Origin of the sequence: Pseudonocardia pini, assembly GCF_013870575.1 — a bacterium.
Classification (GTDB): Bacteria; Actinomycetota; Actinomycetes; order Mycobacteriales; family Pseudonocardiaceae; genus Pseudonocardia; species Pseudonocardia pini.
Map to the genome: position 1 here is coordinate 1 of NZ_JACBXB010000019.1, position 20,341 is coordinate 20,341.

At 73.7% G+C, this 20,341-nt stretch carries 17 protein-coding genes and 1 pseudogene; 9 read left to right on the forward strand and 9 right to left on the reverse strand.

What is annotated here, in order from left to right; genetic code table 11:
* The 6 genes from H5J29_RS02750 to H5J29_RS02775 form a co-directional block, all read left to right on the forward strand.
* Positions 1-1,526 (forward strand): FAD-dependent monooxygenase (locus tag H5J29_RS02750; protein WP_181779301.1); only part of this gene is annotated, 1,526 nt, incomplete at its 5' end.
* Positions 1,527-2,165: 639 nt separating this feature from the next.
* Positions 2,166-2,330, forward strand: a complete 165-nt coding sequence (locus H5J29_RS02755) for a hypothetical protein (RefSeq protein ID WP_181779302.1) — start codon at positions 2,166-2,168, stop codon at positions 2,328-2,330.
* Positions 2,331-2,649: 319 nt separating this feature from the next.
* Positions 2,650-3,381: an STAS domain-containing protein gene (locus H5J29_RS34645; RefSeq protein WP_246393346.1), complete on the forward strand. Its 732-nt coding sequence runs from the start codon at positions 2,650-2,652 to the stop codon at positions 3,379-3,381.
* Positions 3,382-3,710: 329 nt separating this feature from the next.
* A complete protein-coding gene (locus H5J29_RS02765; RefSeq protein ID WP_181779304.1) occupies positions 3,711-4,466 on the forward strand; it encodes an ANTAR domain-containing protein in 756 nt (251 codons plus the stop codon).
* A 5-nt stretch (positions 4,467-4,471) separates the two neighbouring features.
* On the forward strand, positions 4,472-5,251 hold the full coding sequence (locus H5J29_RS02770; protein ID WP_181779305.1) for a GAF and ANTAR domain-containing protein: 780 nt from the start codon (positions 4,472-4,474) through the stop codon (positions 5,249-5,251).
* Positions 5,252-5,427: 176 nt separating this feature from the next.
* Positions 5,428-6,039: a VOC family protein gene (locus H5J29_RS02775; RefSeq protein WP_181779306.1), complete on the forward strand. Its 612-nt coding sequence runs from the start codon at positions 5,428-5,430 to the stop codon at positions 6,037-6,039.
* Positions 6,040-6,058: 19 nt separating this feature from the next.
* Here the strand turns inward: H5J29_RS02775 and H5J29_RS02780 are convergent, their stop codons facing one another.
* From H5J29_RS02780 to H5J29_RS02815, 8 genes are all read right to left on the reverse strand, one after another.
* A complete protein-coding gene (locus H5J29_RS02780) occupies positions 6,059-6,811 on the reverse strand; it encodes an SDR family NAD(P)-dependent oxidoreductase (RefSeq protein WP_181779307.1) in 753 nt (250 codons plus the stop codon).
* A 13-nt stretch (positions 6,812-6,824) separates the two neighbouring features.
* Positions 6,825-10,235: an indolepyruvate ferredoxin oxidoreductase family protein gene (locus tag H5J29_RS02785; protein WP_181779308.1), complete on the reverse strand. Its 3,411-nt coding sequence runs from the start codon at positions 10,233-10,235 to the stop codon at positions 6,825-6,827.
* A gap of 13 nt (positions 10,236-10,248) precedes the next feature.
* Positions 10,249-10,941, reverse strand: a complete 693-nt coding sequence (locus H5J29_RS02790) for a 4-carboxy-4-hydroxy-2-oxoadipate aldolase/oxaloacetate decarboxylase (RefSeq protein WP_181779309.1) — start codon at positions 10,939-10,941, stop codon at positions 10,249-10,251.
* Complete coding sequence (locus H5J29_RS02795) at positions 10,938-11,918, reverse strand: hydroxyacid dehydrogenase (protein WP_181779310.1); 981 nt, start codon at positions 11,916-11,918, stop codon at positions 10,938-10,940. The genes H5J29_RS02790 and H5J29_RS02795 overlap by 4 nt, the downstream gene beginning before the upstream one ends.
* 2 nt (positions 11,919-11,920) lie before the next feature.
* The gene (locus H5J29_RS02800; RefSeq protein WP_181779311.1) at positions 11,921-12,754 is read right to left on the reverse strand and encodes an amidohydrolase family protein; all 834 of its coding nucleotides are present in this window, start codon (positions 12,752-12,754) and stop codon (positions 11,921-11,923) included.
* A complete protein-coding gene (locus tag H5J29_RS02805) occupies positions 12,751-14,103 on the reverse strand; it encodes an LLM class flavin-dependent oxidoreductase (protein ID WP_181779312.1) in 1,353 nt (450 codons plus the stop codon). Before H5J29_RS02805 ends, H5J29_RS02800 begins: the two co-directional genes overlap by 4 nt.
* Positions 14,104-14,164: 61 nt before the next feature.
* The gene (locus H5J29_RS02810) at positions 14,165-15,478 is read right to left on the reverse strand and encodes an MFS transporter (RefSeq protein WP_181779313.1); all 1,314 of its coding nucleotides are present in this window, start codon (positions 15,476-15,478) and stop codon (positions 14,165-14,167) included.
* 96 nt (positions 15,479-15,574) lie between these two features.
* Positions 15,575-16,285, reverse strand: coding sequence for a Crp/Fnr family transcriptional regulator (locus H5J29_RS02815; RefSeq protein WP_181779314.1), 711 nt, complete (start codon positions 16,283-16,285; stop codon positions 15,575-15,577).
* 131 nt (positions 16,286-16,416) lie between these two features.
* On the opposite strand from H5J29_RS02815, the gene H5J29_RS02820 reads away from it, so the two are divergent.
* Positions 16,417-17,103 (forward strand): DUF899 domain-containing protein, encoded by a 687-nt coding sequence (locus tag H5J29_RS02820; protein WP_181779315.1) that lies wholly within the window; start codon positions 16,417-16,419, stop codon positions 17,101-17,103.
* A gap of 60 nt (positions 17,104-17,163) precedes the next feature.
* Here the strand turns inward: H5J29_RS02820 and H5J29_RS02825 are convergent, their stop codons facing one another.
* Complete coding sequence (locus H5J29_RS02825; RefSeq protein ID WP_181779316.1) at positions 17,164-18,756, reverse strand: alpha/beta hydrolase; 1,593 nt, start codon at positions 18,754-18,756, stop codon at positions 17,164-17,166.
* 267 nt (positions 18,757-19,023) lie between these two features.
* Between H5J29_RS02825 and H5J29_RS02830 the strand changes: the two genes are divergently transcribed.
* Positions 19,024-19,926 carry an NADP-dependent oxidoreductase gene (locus H5J29_RS02830; protein ID WP_181779317.1) on the forward strand — a complete coding sequence of 301 codons (903 nt, stop codon included), beginning with the start codon at positions 19,024-19,026 and terminating at the stop codon, positions 19,924-19,926.
* A 148-nt stretch (positions 19,927-20,074) separates the two neighbouring features.
* A pseudogene (locus H5J29_RS02835) lies at positions 20,075-20,341 on the forward strand (MMPL family transporter); the annotation flags it as partial.

The window sequence follows — 20,341 nt, forward strand, 5'->3', positions numbered from 1 at the left end:
TCGGCCTCGCGACGGCCGTGGAGCTGGGCGGCCGCGGGATCGCGTGCGTGGTCGTGGAACCGCGCGAGACCGTGTCCCGGGCCCGGCCCCGGTGCAAGACGATCAATGTCCGCACCATGGAGCACCTGCGCCGCTGGGGTCTCGCCGACCGGATCCGCGAACGCGCCCCGCTGCCCGTCGCCTGGTCGCAGGACATCGTCTTCTGCACGACCCTGGCCGGGCGCGAGCTCTCCCGCTTCCGGGGCGTGCTCGGCCTCGCCGCGGACGGCGAACGCTATCCCGAACAGGGCCAGCAGGCCCCCCAGTACGTACTGGAGGAGCTGCTGCGCGAGACCGTCGCGGACCTCGACCCCTGTGTGCTCGCCACCGGCTGGTCCGTCGAGACCGTGGACCAGAAGCCCGACGAGGTGCAGGTCGGCCTGGTCGACGCCGCCGGCCGCCGGGCCGTCGTCACCGCCGAGTACGTGGTCGGGGCGGACGGGCCCCGCAGCGTCGTCCGAGAGGGGATCGGCGCGCGGTACGTCGGCGGGCAGGCGTTGCGGCCGAACTTCGGCATGGTGTTCCGTGCGCCCGAGCTGTGGCGCCACGTCACCCACGGTCCCGCCGTGCAGTACTGGACCGTCAACCCCGAGGCGCCCGGGATCGTCGGGCCGCTGGACCGCACCGACCTCTGGTGGTGCATCGCGTTCGGCGTCGACCGCGACACCGGCTCACGCGAGGCCCCCGCCCTCGTCCGAGCCCTCACCGGCGTCGACACCGAGGTCGAGATCCTCTCCACCGACCCGTGGACCGCCCGGATGCAGCTCGTGGACCACGTCCGCGTCGGCCGGGTGTTCCTCGCCGGGGACGCCGCCCACCTCAACCCGCCCTTCGGGGGCCACGGCCTCAACACCGGCGTCGGCGACGCCGTGGACCTCGGGTGGAAGCTCGCCGCCGTGCTCGACGGGTGGGGCGGGCCGACGCTGCTCGACAGCTACGAGGCCGAGCGCCGACCGGTGCAGCACAAGGTGATCGCCGAGGCGACCGCCAACATGGCGGTGCTGTCCACCGACCTGATGGCCCTCGATCTCGACGCGGACGGGGTGGCGGGCCACGCCGCCCGCGCCGCCGTGCACGCGCGGATCCAGGAGACGAAACACGCCGAGTTCCATGCCCTCGACCTCGTCCTGGAGACCGGTTACGAGTCCTCCCCCGTCGTCGTCCCCGGCAGCGGTCCGGCGCGGCCCGGCCACCGGCTCCCCCACGCCTGGCTGCCGGACGGCACCTCCGTCTACGACCGCCTCGGCGACGGCCTCACCCTCGTGGTGCTCGCCGGCGGCGACTCGGGCGACACGGCGGCGGCCGCGACCCGCTCGGGGGTCCCCCTGACCGTCCTCGACCTGCGTCCGCAGCAGATCCGCAGCCGCTACGGACACGACCTCCTCCTCGTCCGCCCCGACCAGCACGTGGCCTGGGCCGGTGAGACCCTCCCCGTCGAGGTGCTGGACCTCGTGTGCGGGAGGAGTTCTCCTGTCCACCGACGGTGAGCGCACCTGCCGACCTCCGGAGGGGCTGGCACGCCCCTCCTAACGAGCGATCCGGCCTCCCTGCACCCTGACCGCCGGCTCCGTGTCGTCGTCGATGCCAGAGCGGATGCCACGACCCCCGTGCCGAGGCCGCCACCCTCACTCTCCCCGACCTCACCGAGTAGCCGGACGCGTCGATGCGGGGGAAGTCCACGTCGAGGTCGGAGACCGTCTCGCGGCGGACGGTGCTCGCCGCCGGGTCGACGACCGCGCGGGTCGTCCGCGGGGTGCCGGAGGGGCCCGGGGTGATCCCGGACGGCTTGGTCGATCTCCGGGGGCCGCGAATGGCGATCACGCCCCGCCGACCCGGCCGCCGTCGTTTCGCCGTCGAGGGGGTAGGTCCGTGCCCGCGAGCCCGCCCAGGCGGCGCTGATCCTACGGTTGATCGCATGGAACCGCGGGGAGTCCCAGTACTCACGAGGCGTGGACTCGCGGGCGTACTGCGCGGTGAACGAGGTGCCCGCCAGCGACAGCGCGATCACCACGGCCAGGACCAGCGCGGCGACACCGCGGCCGTAGTAGGCGAGGAAGGCATCCGACGCCGGGTCGACCAACGCCCAGGCGCCCATCACCGCGAACGTGGCGACGGCGGTGATCTCGATGAGCTCCACCGACTCACCCCGGGCGACCGTGCGGTCCACGAGGATCGCGGCCAGGACCAGGGCGACCAGCGCGGCCATGCCGACGGCGCCGGGACCGACACGGGTGGAGGTGGTCGCCTGCGAGCGCGCCGGGGTGTTGTCCGGGTGGGCGGTGAAGGTGTAGAGCGACCGGCCGCCGCTCCACGGATGCAGGCGCTGGTAGAAGGCCGTCTGTGCCTCCGGCGCCCCGCCGGGGTAGGCGGAGGTGGACACCGAGTAGGCGGTGGCCCGTGGCCGACGGCGTTCTCCACCGGCTGTGCGAGGACGCCACCGAGCTGCACCACCGGGCACCGACGACACACCACCGTCGCCTCGGCCTCCTGCAGCAGCGCGGGACCGCTCGACTCCTCACGCACTCCGGTCGACCCGCAGGCTCTGACCCCGTAGAGTCCAGACGTCGCCCGGGACCCCGGTGACCCATCATGGTCGCTTCGGGGGTTGGCATGGCAGCACCGTTCCACGACGTCTCGCACAGTCCGCTCCGGTTGCTCGTGGCGCCCGATCCGAGTGGCTCCGGTTCTCCGGCGAGTCCCGAGCCGTCGGAGACCGGAGGGCCGAGCCCTCGCACGCACTCCGCCGGGCCATCGAGTTCGGGAGGGCCCGGTTCGGATGCCCGGTGCTCCACGACGGAGGTGCGGTCCCCGGGCGGGTCGACCACCGTCGTCGTGTGGATCAGCGGGGATCTCGACCTCTGCAGCGTCCCCCGGGTGGCACGGCACCTCCTGGCCGTGCTCGACCACAGCCCGGCCGAGGTGATCGTCGACCTGTCAGCGCTGCGCTTCTGTGCCCTGCACGGAATGGGCATGCTCATCGCCGCGGCGGGCGACGCCGCGGCTGCGAAGACCCGCCTGGTGCTCAGCAGTGTGCCTGCGCAGATGGCCCGCGTCATGCCGGCGTTGTGGCCCGTCTCCACGGTCCCGATCAGCTTCTCGGACACGATCACGGCCATCGACGACGGTTTCGCCGTGGGCCGCGCGCGCGCAGGCCGTGCGCCTGCCGTCCACCCGCTCCGGCCCGTCGACCGCCCCTCGTCCAGCAGGACCGGCGGGGTCCGACACCGGGTCGACACCTATCGCTCCGTCCTGGACCGGCTCGTCGCCCTGGACGGCTCACACGACGACGGCGACAGGGCTCTGGTCGGCTGCCTGCAGGACGCGTTGGGACGGCGACCGTGATCCCGGGTCGTGACGGCAGGCGACCGGACCTCGACGACGGCCGCCCGGCTGCTCTGCGACGAGGGGTCTCGCCGGGGGGTGGGGAACCGGGGCCCCGACGTCGGCGCCCGAGGACCGCGCGCGAGAGGAGCACCACCGATCCGTGCCGGGCGTGGCGCCGGACCGGACTCGACCTCGTGCCGCGCCCCACCGGCGGCGCTCTCGCCGGGAGCAACCCTGCTCGCCACATCCACTGACCACACCCGCTGCCCCAGGCCGCCGACACCGACGGAGGATCGTGGACCGTTCGGCCCCGCCGCCCGCACCCGTCCCGGCCCCAGGACGCCGGGATGGGTGAGCGGGGCGCCGTCACCGAGGCGTTGGCCGACCTGGCAGGCGAGGAGCTCGACGACCAGTCCGTCGGCGAGCGGTTGTGCCAGGCGTGCGTGGAGGGTCTCGACGTCGACGGCGCCGCGTTGTCGCTCCTGACCGCCATGGCGGCACGGGAGACCCTGTGGGCGACCGACTCCGTCGCACAGCGGCTCGAGGACCTCCAGTTCAGCCTGAACGAGGGCGCCTGCATCGAGGCCGCCACCACCGGTGCACCGGTCCTCGTGCCGGACCTGTTCCACACCACCGAGACCGCCCGCTGGCCGGTGTTCGCCGCCGCGGTCGCAGAACAGACCCCGGTGGCGGCGCTCTTCGCCCTACCGTTGCAGTGGGGTGCAGCCACCATCGGCGTCCTGGACCTCTACCGGTGCACCCCCGGGGAGCTCAGCCGTGCGGGATGGCGCGACGCGCTCGCCGCCGCCGACACCGCCGCCCTGTTGCTCCTCGGACGTCGCACCCGCCCCCCGCCCGCGCCGGACGGACCTCCCTCGAGCAGTCCCGATGGGGGCCGCGACGGTGACGGGTGGGGGCCGGGGGTGTTCTCCCGTCCCGAGGTCCATCAGGCCACGGGGATGGTCATGGCCCAGCTCGGGATCAGCTCCGAGGAGGCGTTGGCGAGGCTGCGCGCACACGCCTTCGCGGAGCAGCGCCTATTGGTCGACGTCGCCGGCGACGTGGTGGCACGTCGGTTCCGGTTCACCGAGGAGATGAGGTAACCCCGATGCGTTTCGACGACCCGACCGCACGCGACCCCCGCCCCGACCGGGAACGGCAGGTCGGACGCGCGTTCGTCGAGCTGGCAGACACCCTCGTCGACGACTACGACACGCTCGACCTCCTGGACCGGCTGGTGACCCACTGCGTCCACCTGCTCGCCGCCGACGCCGCCGCGATCATGCTCGCCGACGCGGGCGGCGAGCTGCGCACCGTCGCCTCGTCCAGCGAGGACGCCGAGTTCATCGAGCTGCTGCAGCTCCAGGCGGGCGACGGACCGTGCATGCAGTGCTTCCGCTACGCCGCCCCGGTCAGCGCACCCGACATCACCACCACCGACCGCTGGCCGGCCTTCACCGAGGCCGCCACCAGCCGGTCGCTGTTCCGCTCGGTGCACGCGCTGCCCCTCCGGCTGCGCGGGGACGCCATCGGCGCGCTGAACCTGATGCACCACCGCCCCGGCCCCCTCCCCGCCCAGGACCTCGCTCTCGGCCAGGCCCTCGCCGACGTCGCGACCATCGGCATCCTGGCCGAACGCTCCATCCGCCGCTCCGAGGTCCTGGCCGAACAGCTGCAGACGGCCCTCAACAACCGCGTCGTCATCGAGCAGGCCAAGGGCATCCTCGCCCAGCAGGCTGGTCTCACCATCGCCGAGGCGTTCGACCGGCTCCGGGACTACTCGCGACGCAACAACCTGCGCCTGGCCGACGTCGCCCGCGCCGTGACCGCCGGCCAGGTCGAACCCGCCACGGTCGCCGAGCGAAGGGGCACCGCACGCCGGCGGTAGTGCGGGGCGACCCGGCTCCTGGAGTACATCGCCCGGCTCGGCTCGACGCCGCGGTTCTGGTCGGACACTCGGCGAGCTGCCAGGTCGTCGCCGAGGCGGGGTATCGGGCGTTCCCGAGCAGCATCGGTCAGGATTCGAGAAGCGTCGACCCCCGGACGCTTCCTAGCCTCACCGGCATGGGAATCATCGACTTCGTCACCGTCGAGGCCGCCGACGCCGCGGCCGCCGAGACGTTCTACGCCACCGCCTTCGACGTGGTGGGCGACAGGGTTCGGGTGCGCGCGTCGCAGGAGCCCTCGACCGGCTTCCGCGGGTTCACCCTCTCCCTGATCGTGTCCCGGCCCGCCGACGCCGACAGCCTGGTCGACAGCGCCCGCCACGCCGGCGCGACGGTGCTCAAACCGGCCTCGAAGTCCCTGTGGGGCTACGGCGGCGCCGTCCAGGCCCCCGACGGCACCGTCTGGACGGTCGCCTCGTCGACGAAGAAGAACAGCGGTCCGGCCACCCGGGGGATCGACGCGATCGTGCTCCAGCTGGGAGTCACCGACGTCGCCGCGACCAGGACGTTCTACGTCGACCACGGCCTGACCGTGGCCAAGAGCTACGGAAGTCGGTACGTCGAGCTCGACACCGGTCGCGTCACGCTGGCGCTCAACAAGCGCGGCGCGGTCGCCAAGAACGCCGGCGTCTCCCCGGACGGGGCAGGGTCGCACCGGCTCACGATCGGCGGCGACGCAGGCACCTTCAACGACCCGGACGGATTCGTGTGGGAGGCACCTGCGGGCTGACCGGCGGCACGTCCCCCGCTCAGAGCAGCGTCGGGTCGGCCCCTCCGTCGACCGTGACCGTGCTTCCCGTGACGTAGGAGGCGCGGTCCGAGGCGAGGAAGGCGGCGGCGGCCGCCACCTCCCGCGGCAGGCCGAACCTGCCCATCGGGATCAGCCGGTCCACGATCTGCTGCCGGTGCTCCGCCTCGGCGTAGTGGATCGAGCCCATCTGGTGGGAGTCGATGAACCCCACCGTCACCGTGTTGACGGTGACGCCGGACTGCGCGACCTCCCGTGCCAGGTTCTTGGCCGCGTTGACCAGCCCGTACTTCGCGATCGTGCCGGAGTTGAGCTGGAGCGGGGCCCGGTAGGCGGCGCCGGTGACGTTCACGATCCGGCCCCATCCCCGCTCCCGCATCCCCGGCAGCACCGTGCGGATCACCTCGAGATGGCTCAGGAAGTTCAGCTGCTGGCTCGCCGCCCACTCCCCCGCCTCGGTCTCCAGGGTCGCCGGGTGCGACCGGCCCGCGTTGTTGACGACGACGTCGACCGGGCCGCACACCTCGGCCGCGGCCCCCGCCTCACCGGGCACGGAGAAGTCCGCCGAGTGCCAGTCGCACCGCACGCCGAACTCCGCCCGGACCTGCTTGGCCGTGAGCGCCAGCCGTTCGGCGTCCCGGGCCACCAGGAACAGGTCGGTCCCCTCCGCGGCGAGCGCGTCGGTCACGGCGCGCCCGATCCCCTGCGTGGCGCCACTGACGAGCGCACGCCGTCCGCGCAGTCCCAGGTCCATCGTGGATCCTCCTTCAGTCGACGGGCGCGGGCTCGGTGAGCCGCGCGCGGAGCGTGGCGAGCTCGGCCCGGTAGGCCGCGGCGTTGCGGACCTTGATCTCCTCGTACCCGCGCACCGCGTCGGGCAGGGCGGCGATCCGGACGGCGAGCGCGAGGCGGTCCGCGGACAGGGCCGCGACCAGCGAGTCCACCACCTCGACGTACTCGCGCACGAGGTCCCGCTCCAGCCTGCGGACCCCCGCGTAGCCGAAGAGGTCCAGCCTCGTCCCCCGCACCCGTCGCAGGGCGGCGAGCAGGCGGAACACCGGCCGGAACCACGGGCCGAGGCTGATCTTGCGTGTCATCCCCAGCGCCCGCAGCACCGGCGGGTGCAGCCGGTAGGAGACCTTCGCGCCCGCGCCGTACTTCTCGGCGATCTCGGCGTCGAGGGCGGGATCGAGCGACAGCCGCGCGACCTCGTACTCGTCCTTGTAGGCCATCAGCGTGTGCAGCTGCCGGGCCACCTCCTCGGTGAGCGCCGTGGAACCCGGCACCGCCGACTCCTCGGCCCGCGCCACCCGCGCGACGACCTCGGCGTAGCGCCGGGCGTACCGCACATTCTGGTACCCGACCAGGTCCGGGACCCGGATCTGCAGCAACCGGTCCAGCTCGGACCCCTCCGCCGCCCCGACCAGCTCCCGCACCCGTGCCGCGCTGAACGAACGGCCCGCTCGTGCGCTAGGTGTGAGCGAGGGTGCCGTTCGTGCATCGGGGGGCGGGTCGAGGACCGCGGGCCGCAGCGCCTCGGCCCGCCCGATCCGGAACGCCAGCCGGTTCGCCTCGACGGCGACCCCGTTCAGCTCGATGGCCTCCTCGATCGCCTCGGCGGGCAGCGGCAGCGACCCGCGCTGCACGGCCTGGCCCGCGAGGTAGAGGTTCGCGTACTGGTCGTCGCCGAACAGCGCGCGGCTGCGGGCCCGGGCGTCGACGTACACGGCGTCCTTCGTCGCCTCCGAGATCCGGCCGGTCAGCGACGCGAGCTCCGGGAACGTGGCATCCACATCGGACACCATCCGGCCGGTCGGGACCTCGGCGGTGGAGACCACCGCGCGCGTCCGGTCGCCCGACACCGCCGCGAGGTGCATCGGGTCGGCCGCCACCAGGACGTCCGCGCCGAGGTAGCAGTCCACCTCCCCCGGCGACGCCTTCGGCTCGCGCTCCCACGGACCCTCGCTGATCGCGACGTCCGCGATCACCGCGCCGCCCTTCTGCGCCAGCCCCGTCTGGTCCAACGTGGACACGGTCCGCCCGGCGAGCATCCCGGCCACGCCGAGGATCTGCGACAGCGTGACCACCCCGGAGCCGCCGACACCGGCGATCCGCAGCACGTGCCGGTCGGTCGGCACCACGGCGACGGGGTCCGGCAGCGGACCGGGGTCCGCGGGGAGCGAGCGCCGGGCGACCGTCCCCGGCCGCACCGTGAGGAACGACGGGCAGTCGCCCTGCAGGCACGAGAGGTCGGAGTTGCAGGAGGGCTGGTCGATCCGGGTCTTGCGGCCGAACTCGGTCTCCACCGGCTGAACGGACAGGCAGTTGGACTTCGCCCCGCAGTCGCCGCAGCCCTCGCAGACCCGCTCGTTGATCACGATCTTCTCGGTGACCGGGGCGACGGTGCCGCGCTTGCGCTTGCGGCGCAGCTCGGTCGCGCACTCCTGGTCGTGGATCAGGACGGTCACGCCCGGCACCGCCGCGAGCTCCTCCTGCACTGCGATCAGGTCCTCGCGGGGCCGCACCTTCACGCCCGGGGCGAGCCGCACGCGTCGGAACCGCGTGGTGTCCTCCGTGGTCACGACGACCCGGGCCACCCCCTCGGCGAGCAGCCAGCGGGTCAGGGCGGGCAGGTCCATCCGGCCCTCCGGCTGCTGCCCGCCGGTCATCGCGACGGCGGAGTTGTGCAGCAGCTTGTAGGTCACGTTGACCTTCGCCGCCACGGCGCCGCGGATCGCGAGGCTGCCGGAGTGGTGGAAGGTGCCGTCGCCCAGGTTCTGCACGAGGTGGCCGGTCTTCAGGAACGGCGACATGCCGATCCACTGCGCACCCTCGCCGCCCATCTGCGTGAGCCCCGTGACGTCGCCGACCTGCGTCGGGTCCATCAGCAGCACCATCGCGTGGCAGCCGATGCCGCCGCCGACGAGCGTGCCGTCCGGCACCTTCGTCGAGCTGTTGTGCGGGCAGCCCGAGCAGAAGTACGGCGTGCGCGTGACGAGCGGCAGCGCGATCCGCGACGGCGCGGCCGGGGCCTCCAGGCCGAGCCGACGGGCCAGCGCGCGGGCGATCGCGTCCGCGCCCAGCTCGCCGGAGTGCGACAGCAGCGCGCGGCCCTCGGGGTCCTTCTTGCCGGAGACCCGGGGCGCGCCCTGCTGCCCGTAGAGGATCTCCTTGACCGCGGTCTCGACCAGCGGCCGCTTCTCCTCGACGACGACGATCTCTGTCAGCCCGGCCGCGAACTCCGCCACGATCTCCGGGTCGAGCGGGGAGACCATGCCCAGCCGCAGCACCCGGGCCCGCGCACCCAGCTTCTCCAGCGCCTGCTCGACGGCGAGCGCGGTCGTCCCGGCGCACACGATCCCGACCTGCGCGTCCGGCGCCCCCGTGATCCGGTTCAGCCGGTTGAGCTGCGCATACCTCAGCGCGGTCGCGAGCCGGACCCCCGAGAGGGACTCCTCCAGCCGCCCGATGACCGGCTGCGCGAGCTGGGCGGTGACGGTGTGCCGGAACCCCCCGTCCGGCATGACCGGCACGACGCGGTCCGGGTCGACCCGGACCAGCCCGGCGCCGTCGGCCACCTGCGTGGCGATCTTGAGCCCCACGTAGAGGCCCGACGCGCGGGACATCGCCACCGCGTGCAGGCCCAGGTCGAGGACCTCCTGCGGGTCGGCCGGGCTGAGCACCGGCATCCCGAGGTCGGCGAGCGTGCGCTCGGAGGTGCCCGGCACCGTCGAGGACTTGGCGCCCGGGTCGTCGCCGACCAGGACGACCGCCCCGCCCTCCGGGTGCGTGCCCTGGAGGTTGGCGTGCCGCAGCGCATCCGCGGCGCGGTCCAGACCCGGCGTCTTGCCGTACCAGAAGGCCGCGACGCCGGAGACGGTCTTGTCCTCGCGAGTGGCGGCGAGCTGGGTGCCCGCCACCGCGGTGGCGGCGAGCTCCTCGTTCACGGCGGGCCGGAAGACGATCTCCTCCTCCGCCAGCAGCGCGCGCTGCCGGGCGAGCTCCAGGTCGTAGCCCGCGAGCGGCGAGCCCTCGTATCCGGAGACGAACACCCCGGTGTCGCGGCCCGCGCGCCGGTCGGAGCGTCGGACGTCGAGGGGCAGCCGGGCGAGCGCCTGCACCCCGGTGAGGTGGACGGTGCCGGTGTCGAGCAGGTAGCGGTCGGTGAGAGCGGTCATGGCTCAGTCCTTCTCAGTCTTTCCACGCACGGTCGTACTCCTCCGGGACCTGAAGCCCGAGGAGGTCGAAGAGCTGCTCGCCGCGGTCGATCGCCGCGCGGATGCCCTTCTCACGCTCGACGCGCGTGCGCGCCGCGGCCACCACCGCGGCCGCCGAGGCCAGCGGCAGGCTGATCACGCCGTCGCCGTCCGCGACGACCACGTCGCCCGGCTCGACCAGCACCCCTCCGCACACGACGGGCACGTTCACCGCGCCCGGCCCGGCCTTGTCGGTGTGCCCGGCGTAGGTGCCGCGCGACCAGACGGGGAAGCCCATCTCCTCGAGCGCGTCGGAGTCCCGGACCGGCCCGTCGACGACGGCGCCCCGGGCCCCGTTCGCCCGCGCGGCCAGGGCCGTGAGCTCGGCGAACATCGCCGCGGACGAGAACCCGCCGGTGCTCGCGACGAGGATCTGCCCGGGCTGGAGCAGCCGGATGGCGCGGTGCCCGTAGAGCCCGTCCGTCGGGTTGGTCCGCACGGTGACGGCCTGGCCCGAGATCCGCACCCCACGGACGAGCGGCCGGATGGCCGGGTCGAGCAGGGCCGCGCGGCCGAGGTCGAAGCCGAGCACGGAGCCCATGGCCTCGTGCAGGTCGGCGACCGCGCACTCCTCGACGGCGGCCAGCAGCTCGGGATCGGCGGCGGGGATCCGCAGGTAGACGGTCACGAGCTCACTCCTGCCCGGTCGTGGCCCAGCACGGCGGTGTTGAAGACGTACCGAGGCTGCTCGCCGCGCAGGACCGCGAGCGCGGCCTCGGCGGACTCGGTGGCCGCCCGCACGCGGGCCAGCTCGGTCCCGCCGCCCGCGTGCGGGGTGAGCACGACGTTCGGCGCCGCGAACAGCGGTGCGCTGACGTCCGGCGGCTCCTGCTCGAACACGTCCAGGCCGGCGGCTCGGATCGTGCCGTCCGCCAAGGCCTTGGTCAGCGCCTCCTCGTCCACGGTCCCGCCGCGCGAGGTGTTCACCAGGATCGCGCCGGGCTTCATCCGCGCGAGCTCGGCGGCCCCGATGACGTGCCGGGTCTCCTCGGTCAGCGGCAGGTGCAGCGTGACGACGTCCGAGCGCTCCAGGAGCTCGTCCAGCGACAGGGAGTCCTCGACGAAGGGATCGTGCACGAGGATCTCGCAGCGGAACCCGACCAGCATCTCCGCGACGGCCCGGCCGATGTTGCCGTAGCCCACGATCCCGACGGTGGAGCCGAACAGGTCGGGGAAGGCGCTGAGCCGCTCGCGCTCGCGGTAGCCCCCGGCGCGGACCAGCGCGTCGAGCTCGGGGATGCGGCGCATCACGGCGAGCATCAGCGCGACGGCGTGCTCGGCGACGCTGCCGGAGTTGGCGTTGCCGCTGGTGGCGACGATGATCCCCAGCTCGGTCGCGGCGTCGAGGTCGACGGAGTCCAGGCCGGCGCCGTGCTTGGCGATGACCTTCAGCGTCGGGCTGTTCCGCAGCAGGTCGGCGGGAAGCGGGACGGACCGGATCACGACCGCGTCGGCGTCCGCCATGGCGGCGGCGAACTCCTCGGCGCTCGCGCCGGCGGCGATGCCGGGTCCGTGGTGGACCTCGCGCAGCTCGACGTGCGGGCGAAGCAGCTCCAGTCCGGCGGGGTGGATGGGGGCCGAGACGACGACCACGGGCTTGCTCATGTTCACGGCCTTCCGTAGAGGGAGAGGGGGTTGGTGGCGAGGACCGCGCGGGCGGTCTCCGCGCCGCCGACCCACCGCGGCAGCAGGTCGAGCAGGGTGCCGTCGTTGGGCACCGGGCCCACCTTCATCGGGTGCGGCCAGTCGGAGCCCCAGACGCAGCGGTCCGGGGCGGCCTCGACCAGCGCGCGGGCGAAGCGCTCGGAGTGCGGGTACGGCCCGGGGCCGTGGCCGTCGATCGCGTAGGGGTGGGAGAGCTTGACCCAGCCCTCGCCCGCAGCGAGCCACTCGCGCAGCGCGCCGAACCCGCGGCTCGCGACGGCCTCACCCGCGTGCGGGCTGCCCATCGCCTCGACCACGACGGGGAGGTCGGTGATCGCCTCGAACAGCGCAGGCAGCGAGTCCGTGCGGTCGACCAGCACGTCGGCGTGCCAGCCGAGGGCCCGCAGGACCGGGACGATCTCGTGGATCCGGTCCTGGAGGGCGGGCCAGCGCAGCCGCAGCCCGCGCACCCCCGGCAGCGGCCGGAGATCCTCCAGCGGCATGTCGACGACCCCGACGAACCGGTCCGGGTGGATCGCCAGCGCGGCGAGCAGCCGCGAGTTGTCGGTGCCGTAGCAGCTGGGCTGGACCAGGACGCCGTGGCTCAGCCCCAGGGCGTCGAGCGTCCGCAGGTAGTCCGCGGGGGTGGCGTCCGGCGGGGTGTAGGCGCGGTCGGCGGCGTACGGCCAGTCCGACTCGGGGCCGAAGACGTGGGCGTGGGTGTCCCATCCGCCGGTCCCGACGGACCAGCCCGGCGCCCGCACGTCGGCGTCGAAGGCAGGGATCAGGACGGTCATCGCGACACCGGGACCTTGCGGTAGGCCTCTCCCGGGTGGCCGAGCGGCAGCCGCGGGCCGCCACCGGTCACGTTCTCCCGCAACGTCTTCCCCGGGTACTCGGTGGGGACGACCCCGCGGCGCTGCAGCTCCGGCACGACCATCTCGACGAAGTCCGGGAACGTGCGCAGCGGGTCGTTGTCGTAGACGTTGAAGCCGTCGATCCCGCCGGCCTCCTGGATCTCCTGCAGGCGGTCCGCCACCGTCGTCGGTGAGCCGACGACGGTGATGGCGCCCAGCGAGCGGGCCATCTGCTCCGCGACCTGGCGGGGGGTCCAGACCCGGTCGGGATCGCCGACGGTGAACCGCTCCAGGAACGACCGGATCCCGTCGGTCTCCACGAACCGCAGCGGCGAGTCGATGTCGGCCGCCCCGAAGTCCAGCTGCATCAGCGCGGACTGCCGGGCGAGCGTGCCCTCGGCGCTCACGTAGGACACCAGGTTCTCGAACCTCCGCCGCGCCGCCTCGTCGGTCTCGGCCACGACCACGGACACCCCGGCGATGAAGGCCGGGTCCCGGTCGGTGCGGGACCGGATGTCCGCCACGGTCGCCCGCATCCGGCGGGGATCGGTCTCGACGAGGAACACCGCCTCGGCGTGCTTCGCGGCGAAGTCCTTGCCCGCCGCGGAGGCCCCGGCCTGGAACAGGGTGGGGGTGCGTTGCGGGGACGGCTCGCAGAGGAACGGGTCCGGCACCGAGAAGTACTTCCCGGAGTGCGCCGCGGGGTGCACCTTCGAGGGGTCGACGTACCCGGTCGCGGGGTCGCGGACCACCGCACCGTCCTCCCAGCTGCCCTCCCAGAGCGCGTAGACGGCCTCGAGGAACTCCTCGGCGATCGCGTAGCGCTCGTCGTGCGGGACTTGCGCTGCGCGGCCCAGGTTGCGGGCGGCGCTCGCGGTCGCGGAGGTGACGACGTTCCAGCCGAGCCGACCCTTGGTGAGGTGGTCCAGCGTCGTCATCCGGCGGGCGAACGAGTACGGTTGCTCGTAGGTCGTGGACGCCGTGACCGCGAACCCGAGGTGCTCGGTGACCGCCGCCATCGCGGAGATCGCCATCGTCGGGTCGTTGATCGGGACGGCGATCGCCTCGCGCAGCGCGGTGTCGGCGCTGCCGCCGTAGACGTCGTTGATGCCCGGGAAGTCCGCGAGGAACAGGCTGTCGAACATGCCGGCCTCGAGCGTGCGGGCGGTGCTGGTCCAGTAGTCCAGATCGGTGTAGCGGGACTCCTGGTTGGCCGGGTTGCGCCAGGTGCCGACGGCGGTGTGGCCGACTCCGGCGATCTTGAACCCGTGCAGGTGCATGCGCGTCATCGGACACACCTTCCTTGTGCGTGGTCTCTCGACCGTAGGGACCGGGGACGGCCGGACACTGTCAACGCGGCGACAGTTCGGCGGGGTTCTCCGAGGTGGAGGCGGTGCGCAGCCGGGTGCCGCGCGTCTCGGCGGTCCGCAGCACGACCAGCAGGCCGACGGCGGCGATCGCCATGAGGTAGAAGGCGGGCGCGATCGCGGACCCCGTCGCCGCGACGAGGGCGGCCGCGACCAGCGGCGTCGTGCCGCCGAAGACCGCGTAGCCGACGTTGTAGCCGATGGCGTGCCCGGTCACGCGGACCGAGGTGGAGAACAGCTCGACCATCGTCACGAAGCCGCCCGCGGCGAACAGCGCGACGCCCACGGCGAGGACGACCTGGCCGAGGAACGCGCCGAGGGCTCCCCCGTTCCCGACGAGCAGCAGGGCGGGCCACGAGCCCACGAGCAGCCAGAGGGCGCCCGCGATCATCAGCGGCTTGCGGCCCCGCGTGTCGGCCAGCCTCCCGAACGGGACCATCAGCAGCGCCATCACCACGACGGCGCCCGCGTTGGTCAGCAGGGCGGCGGTGGCGCCGAGCTGCACGACCGTCGTCAGGTAGGTGTAGAGGTAGCTGAGCAGCAGGTACGCCCCCACGGCCTGGACGGCCACGAGCAGCGCCACCAGCACGATGGGCCTGAGGTCCGAGCGCAGCACCTCGCGGATCGGGTTGGCGGGCTTCTCCTCGCGGGCCGACTCGACGTACTCCTCGGGGTCGTCGAGCCGGGACCGCAGCCACAGCCCGACGATCGCGAACACGCCGCCCAGGAGGAACGGGACCCGCCAGCCCCAGGCCAGGAAGGCCTCCGTGCCCATCCCGGCGCGCAGGCCCAGGATCAGCAGCGACGCCACCACGGCGGGCAGCCAGGACATCGCCACGGCGAGGCCGATCCAGCGGGCGCGGCGGTCCGCGGGCGCGGACTCGAGGATGTAGCTGAGCCCGCCGGAGGTCTCACCCCCCGCGGAGAAGCCCTGCGCGATCCGGCAGAGCAGCAACAGCGCGGGCGCGGCGATGCCGATGCTCGCGTAGGTGGGCAGGACGCCGATGAGCATCGTGGCCGCGCCCATCAGCAGGACCGTCACCGCGAGCACGCGGATCCGGCCGGTGCGGTCGCCGAGCGACCCGAAGAACAGCCCGCCGAGCGGCCGGACCAGGAACGAGACGGCGTACACGCCGAACGTGCCGAGCAACGCGGCCGTCGGGCTGCTCTGGGGGAAGAACAGAGCGGCCAGCACCGGGGCCGACAGCCCGTAGACCAGGAAGTCGTACCACTCGACGAACGTGCCGACGAAGCCGCCGACGAGCCGGCGGCGGGGTGTGACAGGGGGCGTGGGCATGGGGCGGCTCCTCCGGGCGCGGTCGCCTGCGGAGGACGGACGTCCCGGCCTCGCGACGATGTCCGAACGCTAGGCAGTGACCCAGGTCCCACTCTGTCAAGAGGCCGACAGTTCGTCCGCTCCCGCGCGGTCCCGCAGCGCGGGCACGTCGACGAGCCGGATCTCGCCGTACGCCAGCCGCACCAGCCCCTCTGCCTCGAAGGCCTTGACCACCTTGTTCAGGCTCTGCCGCGACACCCCGAAGACCGCCGCGAGCTCCGCCTGGGGCAGGCCGACGACCGGGACCCCGGCCCGGTCCGGCGCGGAGAGCAGCAGCAACCGGCGTGCGACGCGGACGGGGAGCTCGTCGAGCGAGGCCTCCGCCAGGTAGCCGATCAGGATCCGGATGTCCCGCAGCATCGAGCGCATCAGGGCGTCGTCCACACAGGAGTGGGTCCGGCGGAGCCGGGCGAACGCGTCACGGGTGATCACCTGCAGGACCACGTCGGTGCGGGCCGTGGCGCTCTGCGGCAGCCCCTGGCCGTCCACCAGCGAGCTGATCCCCAGACACTCCCCCGGGCCGACCAGCCCGTAGCGCAGCTCCCGGCCGTCCGGCCGCGAGTACGACAGCCAGACCCGCCCCTCGACGATCCGGTACATGACCCGCTGCCGGTCGTCCTGGGTGTAGACCCGGGCCCCGGCCGGCACCGTCCGCGGCACGGCGCTCGCCACGAAGTCCTCGCGCGCGGCGTCGGTCAAGGCGTCGAACAGCTCCAGTCGTCGGCCCGCGGGCTGCTCCTCGCCCTGACCACTCCGCCGTAGGGTCACGGGGGGAACGTACGGCAGACGGCCGGTCCCGTCGGTGCCGAACGCGGCTGTGGTGGGGATGGGCGACCGATGAGTCCCGGCGCCGCCGGGAGTCCACCCCCGGTACTCACCCGCCGATCCGGGAGGACACGATGCCCACGCACGCGACCGCGACACGCGACCAGTGGCGAGCCGCCCACGAACGACAGCTGGCGAAGGAGAAGGAGCTGACCCGCCGGTCCACCGAGCTCGCGAGGGAGCGGCAGCAGCTGCCCTGGGTGCCGGTCGAGAAGCGGTACCGCTTCGACACCACGGCAGGCCCGCGCACGCTCGCCGAGCTGTTCGACGGACGCTCGCAGCTGATCGTGCGCCACTTCATGCACGGGCCGAACACACCCGAGGGCTGCCCGGGCTGCACCTTCGAGACGGACAACCTGGTCGGCGCGGTGCCCCACCTCGCGCAGCGGGACGTCACGTTCGTCCTCGCCTCGCGTTCGCCCCTCCCGGTGCTCACCGCCTACAAGCAGCGGATGGGCTGGGCGGTCGAGTGGGTGTCGTCCGAGGGCAGCGACTTCGACGCCGACTTCTTCGAGTACATGCACGTCTCCACGCCGGGACGGGACTACGGCTCGGGCAGCGGCAGCATGCTCGACGTGATGGAGCTGATGGCGCTGAGCTGCTTCGCCCTCGAGGACGGGGTCGTCTACCACACCTACTCGACCTACGACCGCGGCACCGAGGCCCTCAACGCCACCTGGCAGCTCCTGGACCGCGCCCCCATGGGCCGGGGTGAGGACTTCTCCGACTGGCCCCGCAAGCGCGACGAGTACGCGACGTAGCCACCCCGGCGCGTTCCCGAGCCGGATTCCTCGTGTGTCGGGGGCCCCTCGGCAGGGGGGTCAGCCGCCGCCGAGCACCGCGGGTGCGGTCGTGGCGGGCGGCTCCTGGGCGCAGACCGTGCCGTCGGCGGGGAGGACCCCGTCGATCAGCGTCGCGTCCACCGCGGTGTCGATGCACGGGCCGCTGGTGCGGTAGGAGCCGTGCCCGATGCCCTCGCGGGTCAGCAGGACGGAGGACTCGAGGTCGTCCACCATCGCCTGGGCCCAGGGGTAGGGGGTCTGGGAGTCCACCCGGCCGCCGACGACCAGGATCGGCGGTGCGCCCGCCCCGGTCAGCCGCTCGGTGTACCGGTCGGTGTTCTGGACGGGCCAGCTCGCGCAGGACAGCCAGTTGTAGCCGGACGCCGTCGCGAACCGGGGGGTCTGCGCGGAGGCGGTCGCGGCCTGCGCGGTGTGGGCGGCGAGATCGGTGGGCACCGCCCGGTCCATGCAGTTCACGGCCAGGTTGGTCTCGGTCAGCCCGTTCGGGGCGCCGGTCTCCGGGTCCATGGTCAAGGCCATCGCGAGTGTCCACAGCAGAGTGCCGTCGCCCTGCTCGGCGGTGAGGAGCCCGGCCGTGAGCACCGGCCACAGCGTGCGGTCGAACACGGCGGTACGGGCGGCGACCAGGGCCCAGTAGCCGTCGAGCGTGCCCGCCGGGACGCCGGTCGGGCTTGCGGGCACCGCGATCGGCTGCGCCTCGAGCCGGTCGACCAGGGCGTCGAAGGCGGCCTCGGGGTCACCGGCGCCGAAGGGGCACGTCGCGGCGCCCTCGGTGCGGCAGGTCTCGAACCACAGGTCGAGCGCCCGTTCCCCGGCCACGGCCTGCTGGGTGGTCGCCTCGAGCGGATCGTTTCGCCAGAGGTCGGGGTCCGCGGGCGCGTCGAGGACCATCTGCCGGACGCTCTGCGGGAACAGGGTGGCGTAGGTGGCGCCGAGCAGCGTCCCGTAGGAGGCGCCGAGGTAGGTCAGCTGCCGCTCGCCGAGCGCGGCCCGGACCTGGTCCATGTCGCGGGCGACGGTGTCGGTGGACAGGCTCGCCAGGTACGCGGGGTCCTGGTTCGCGGCGCAGCCCGCCGCGAGCTCGTCGGCGTCCGCCACGAGCTCCGCCTCCGGCCGTCCGCCGACGACGGCGGGGTCGCCGTCTCGGGACAGCTGCGCGCGGCGCTGGTCGTCGCTCAGGCAGCGGACCTCGCCGGAGTCCCCGATCCCGCGCGGGTCCATCCCGACGATGTCGAAGCGCGCCACCACGTCCGGCGAGAAGTAGCCCGCGCCGGGCATCGTGCCGATGCCCCGCACGACGTCCGTCGCCGGGGCGCCCGGCCCGCCCGGGTTGTAGAAGAGGCTGCCGATCCGCTGCGCCGGGTCGCCCGCCCGGTGCCGCACGACGGCGATCGGGACCTGCCTGCCCTCGGGTTCGGCGTAGTCGAGGGGCACCTCGACGGTCGCGCAGTCGAGGTTCGGACCGCACTCGGCCCAGGCGACCGGTGGGGGCACGGGCGGTGCGGGGACCGCCTCGGCGGGCTCCGCGCCGGCCGCGCAACCGGCGACCACCACCGCGGCGGCGACGAGGGCGGTGGTGCGGGACAGGACTGACCTCCAGGTCGGACGCATACCCCGACCCTGCCGGGCACGCCGCCCTCACCGGCAGTACCGGCCATCACCGGCCGGCATGACAGGCGTCAGCAGGAGGGGTGACACCTCGCGCGGTGGGTCCTCCGGCGTCGCGGGGATCACACGGCTGCTCCCACGATCCGCCGGCCCCGGACGTAGCCTCGACGTGGTGTCGACCTGTCCCTGCCGACCCGCCACCCCGATGCCGGGGTCGGGTCGTGCCGCGCGGACGTCCACCCCTGACCAGGTCTCGGAAGGAGCACGACCATGAGCGCGCAGATCTACTTCGAGGAGTACGGCGGCCCGACGGTGCTGCGACACGGCGACCAGCAGCTGCCCGAGCCGGGCCCGGGCCAGGTGCGGCTGGTCAACCGGGCGATCGCGGTGAACCCGGTGGACTGGAAGATCATCGCGGGGTACATGAGGGACTTCCGCCCGCTGACGTTCCCGGCGGTGCCGGGCACCGAGAGTGCGGGAGTCGTCGCGGCCGTGGGGCCGGACGTCGAGGGCGTCGCGGTCGGCGACGAGGTGATCTGGACCGGCTTCATGGGCGGCTACCGCGCGGAGGCGATCGTCGAGGCGGCGGAGCTCCTCGCGAAGCCCGCGAGCATCGACTTCGAGCAGGCCGCCTCGCTGCCCGCCGCGGCGGGCACCGCGTACTCGGCCGTCCACCAGATCGGAGTCGCCGCCGGCGACACCGTGCTGGTCCACGGCGCGGCGGGTGGGGTCGGCTCGGCCGCGGTGCAGATCGCCCGCGGCCTCGGTGCCCGGGTGATCGGGACGGCGTCGCCCGGCAACCACGAGTACCTCGCCTCCATCGGCGCGGAGCCCGTCGCGTACGGCGACGGCCTGGTGGAGGCGGTCCGGGCGCTGGGGACTGTCACGGCCGTCTTCGACTCCGTGGGCGGGGCCGGGTCGACCGCCGCGACGCAGGCGCTGCTGCCCGATCTCTCCCGCGCGGTCACCGCCGTCTCGGACGAGCACGCCACCGCGGCGGGGATCGCCGCCGTCGTCGCCCACCCGGACCGGTACCCCGCCGTGGTGGCGCTGGCCGAGCAGGGAATCATCCGCTTCTCCATCCAGGACCGGATCCCGCTCGCCGAGGCCGTCAAGGCGCTCGAGCTGAGCCAGGCGGGCCACGTCCGGGGCAAGCTGATCCTCATCCCCTGACTCGCCGAGGGCTCGGACGACGTCACCTCCGCTCGACGGACCGGTTCTCGACACCGACGGCGGGGCACCCTGCACGTGACCGACGGACCCGCGACCCGTCGACCAGGCCGCCGCGCGGAAGTCTCGATGATGGAGATAATCTTGTCCGGTGCGCCCCGAATCGGACGGCTCGTCCCGTCTCCGCCGCTGGTTGGTCCCCGCTCTCGTGCTGCTGGCATGGCTCGTCGTCGGGGGGATCGGCGGGCCGTTCCAGGGCAGGCTGGGCGAGGTCCAGACCAACGACAGCAGCACGTTCCTGCCCGCGGACGCCGAGTCGACGGTGGCGGGTCAGGAGCTGGCGCGCTTCAGCGGGCCCCAGCCGCTGCCGGGGGTAGTGGTCTACGAGCGGCTCGGCGGGCTGACCCCGCAGGACCTC

Excerpts from the sequence above, each read along its gene's own strand:
- H5J29_RS02765 (WP_181779304.1), top strand. The coding sequence starts at position 3,711 with ATGGGTGAGCGGGGCGCCGTCACCGAGGCGTTGGCCGACCTGGCAGGC.
- H5J29_RS02770 (WP_181779305.1), top strand. The coding sequence starts at position 4,472 with ATGCGTTTCGACGACCCGACCGCACGCGACCCCCGCCCCGACCGGGAA.
- H5J29_RS02820 (WP_181779315.1), top strand. The coding sequence starts at position 16,417 with ATGCCCACGCACGCGACCGCGACACGCGACCAGTGGCGAGCCGCCCAC.
- H5J29_RS02775 (WP_181779306.1), top strand. The coding sequence starts at position 5,428 with ATGGGAATCATCGACTTCGTCACCGTCGAGGCCGCCGACGCCGCGGCC.
- H5J29_RS02780 (WP_181779307.1), bottom strand. The coding sequence starts at position 6,811 with ATGGACCTGGGACTGCGCGGACGGCGTGCGCTCGTCAGTGGCGCCACG.
- H5J29_RS34645 (WP_246393346.1), top strand. The coding sequence starts at position 2,650 with ATGGCAGCACCGTTCCACGACGTCTCGCACAGTCCGCTCCGGTTGCTC.
- H5J29_RS02810 (WP_181779313.1), bottom strand. The coding sequence starts at position 15,478 with ATGCCCACGCCCCCTGTCACACCCCGCCGCCGGCTCGTCGGCGGCTTC.
- H5J29_RS02800 (WP_181779311.1), bottom strand. The coding sequence starts at position 12,754 with ATGACCGTCCTGATCCCTGCCTTCGACGCCGACGTGCGGGCGCCGGGC.
- H5J29_RS02795 (WP_181779310.1), bottom strand. The coding sequence starts at position 11,918 with ATGAGCAAGCCCGTGGTCGTCGTCTCGGCCCCCATCCACCCCGCCGGA.
- H5J29_RS02825 (WP_181779316.1), bottom strand. The coding sequence starts at position 18,756 with ATGCGTCCGACCTGGAGGTCAGTCCTGTCCCGCACCACCGCCCTCGTC.
- H5J29_RS02830 (WP_181779317.1), top strand. The coding sequence starts at position 19,024 with ATGAGCGCGCAGATCTACTTCGAGGAGTACGGCGGCCCGACGGTGCTG.
- H5J29_RS02805 (WP_181779312.1), bottom strand. The coding sequence starts at position 14,103 with ATGACGCGCATGCACCTGCACGGGTTCAAGATCGCCGGAGTCGGCCAC.
- H5J29_RS02785 (WP_181779308.1), bottom strand. The coding sequence starts at position 10,235 with ATGACCGCTCTCACCGACCGCTACCTGCTCGACACCGGCACCGTCCAC.
- H5J29_RS02755 (WP_181779302.1), top strand. The coding sequence starts at position 2,166 with ATGAGCTCCACCGACTCACCCCGGGCGACCGTGCGGTCCACGAGGATC.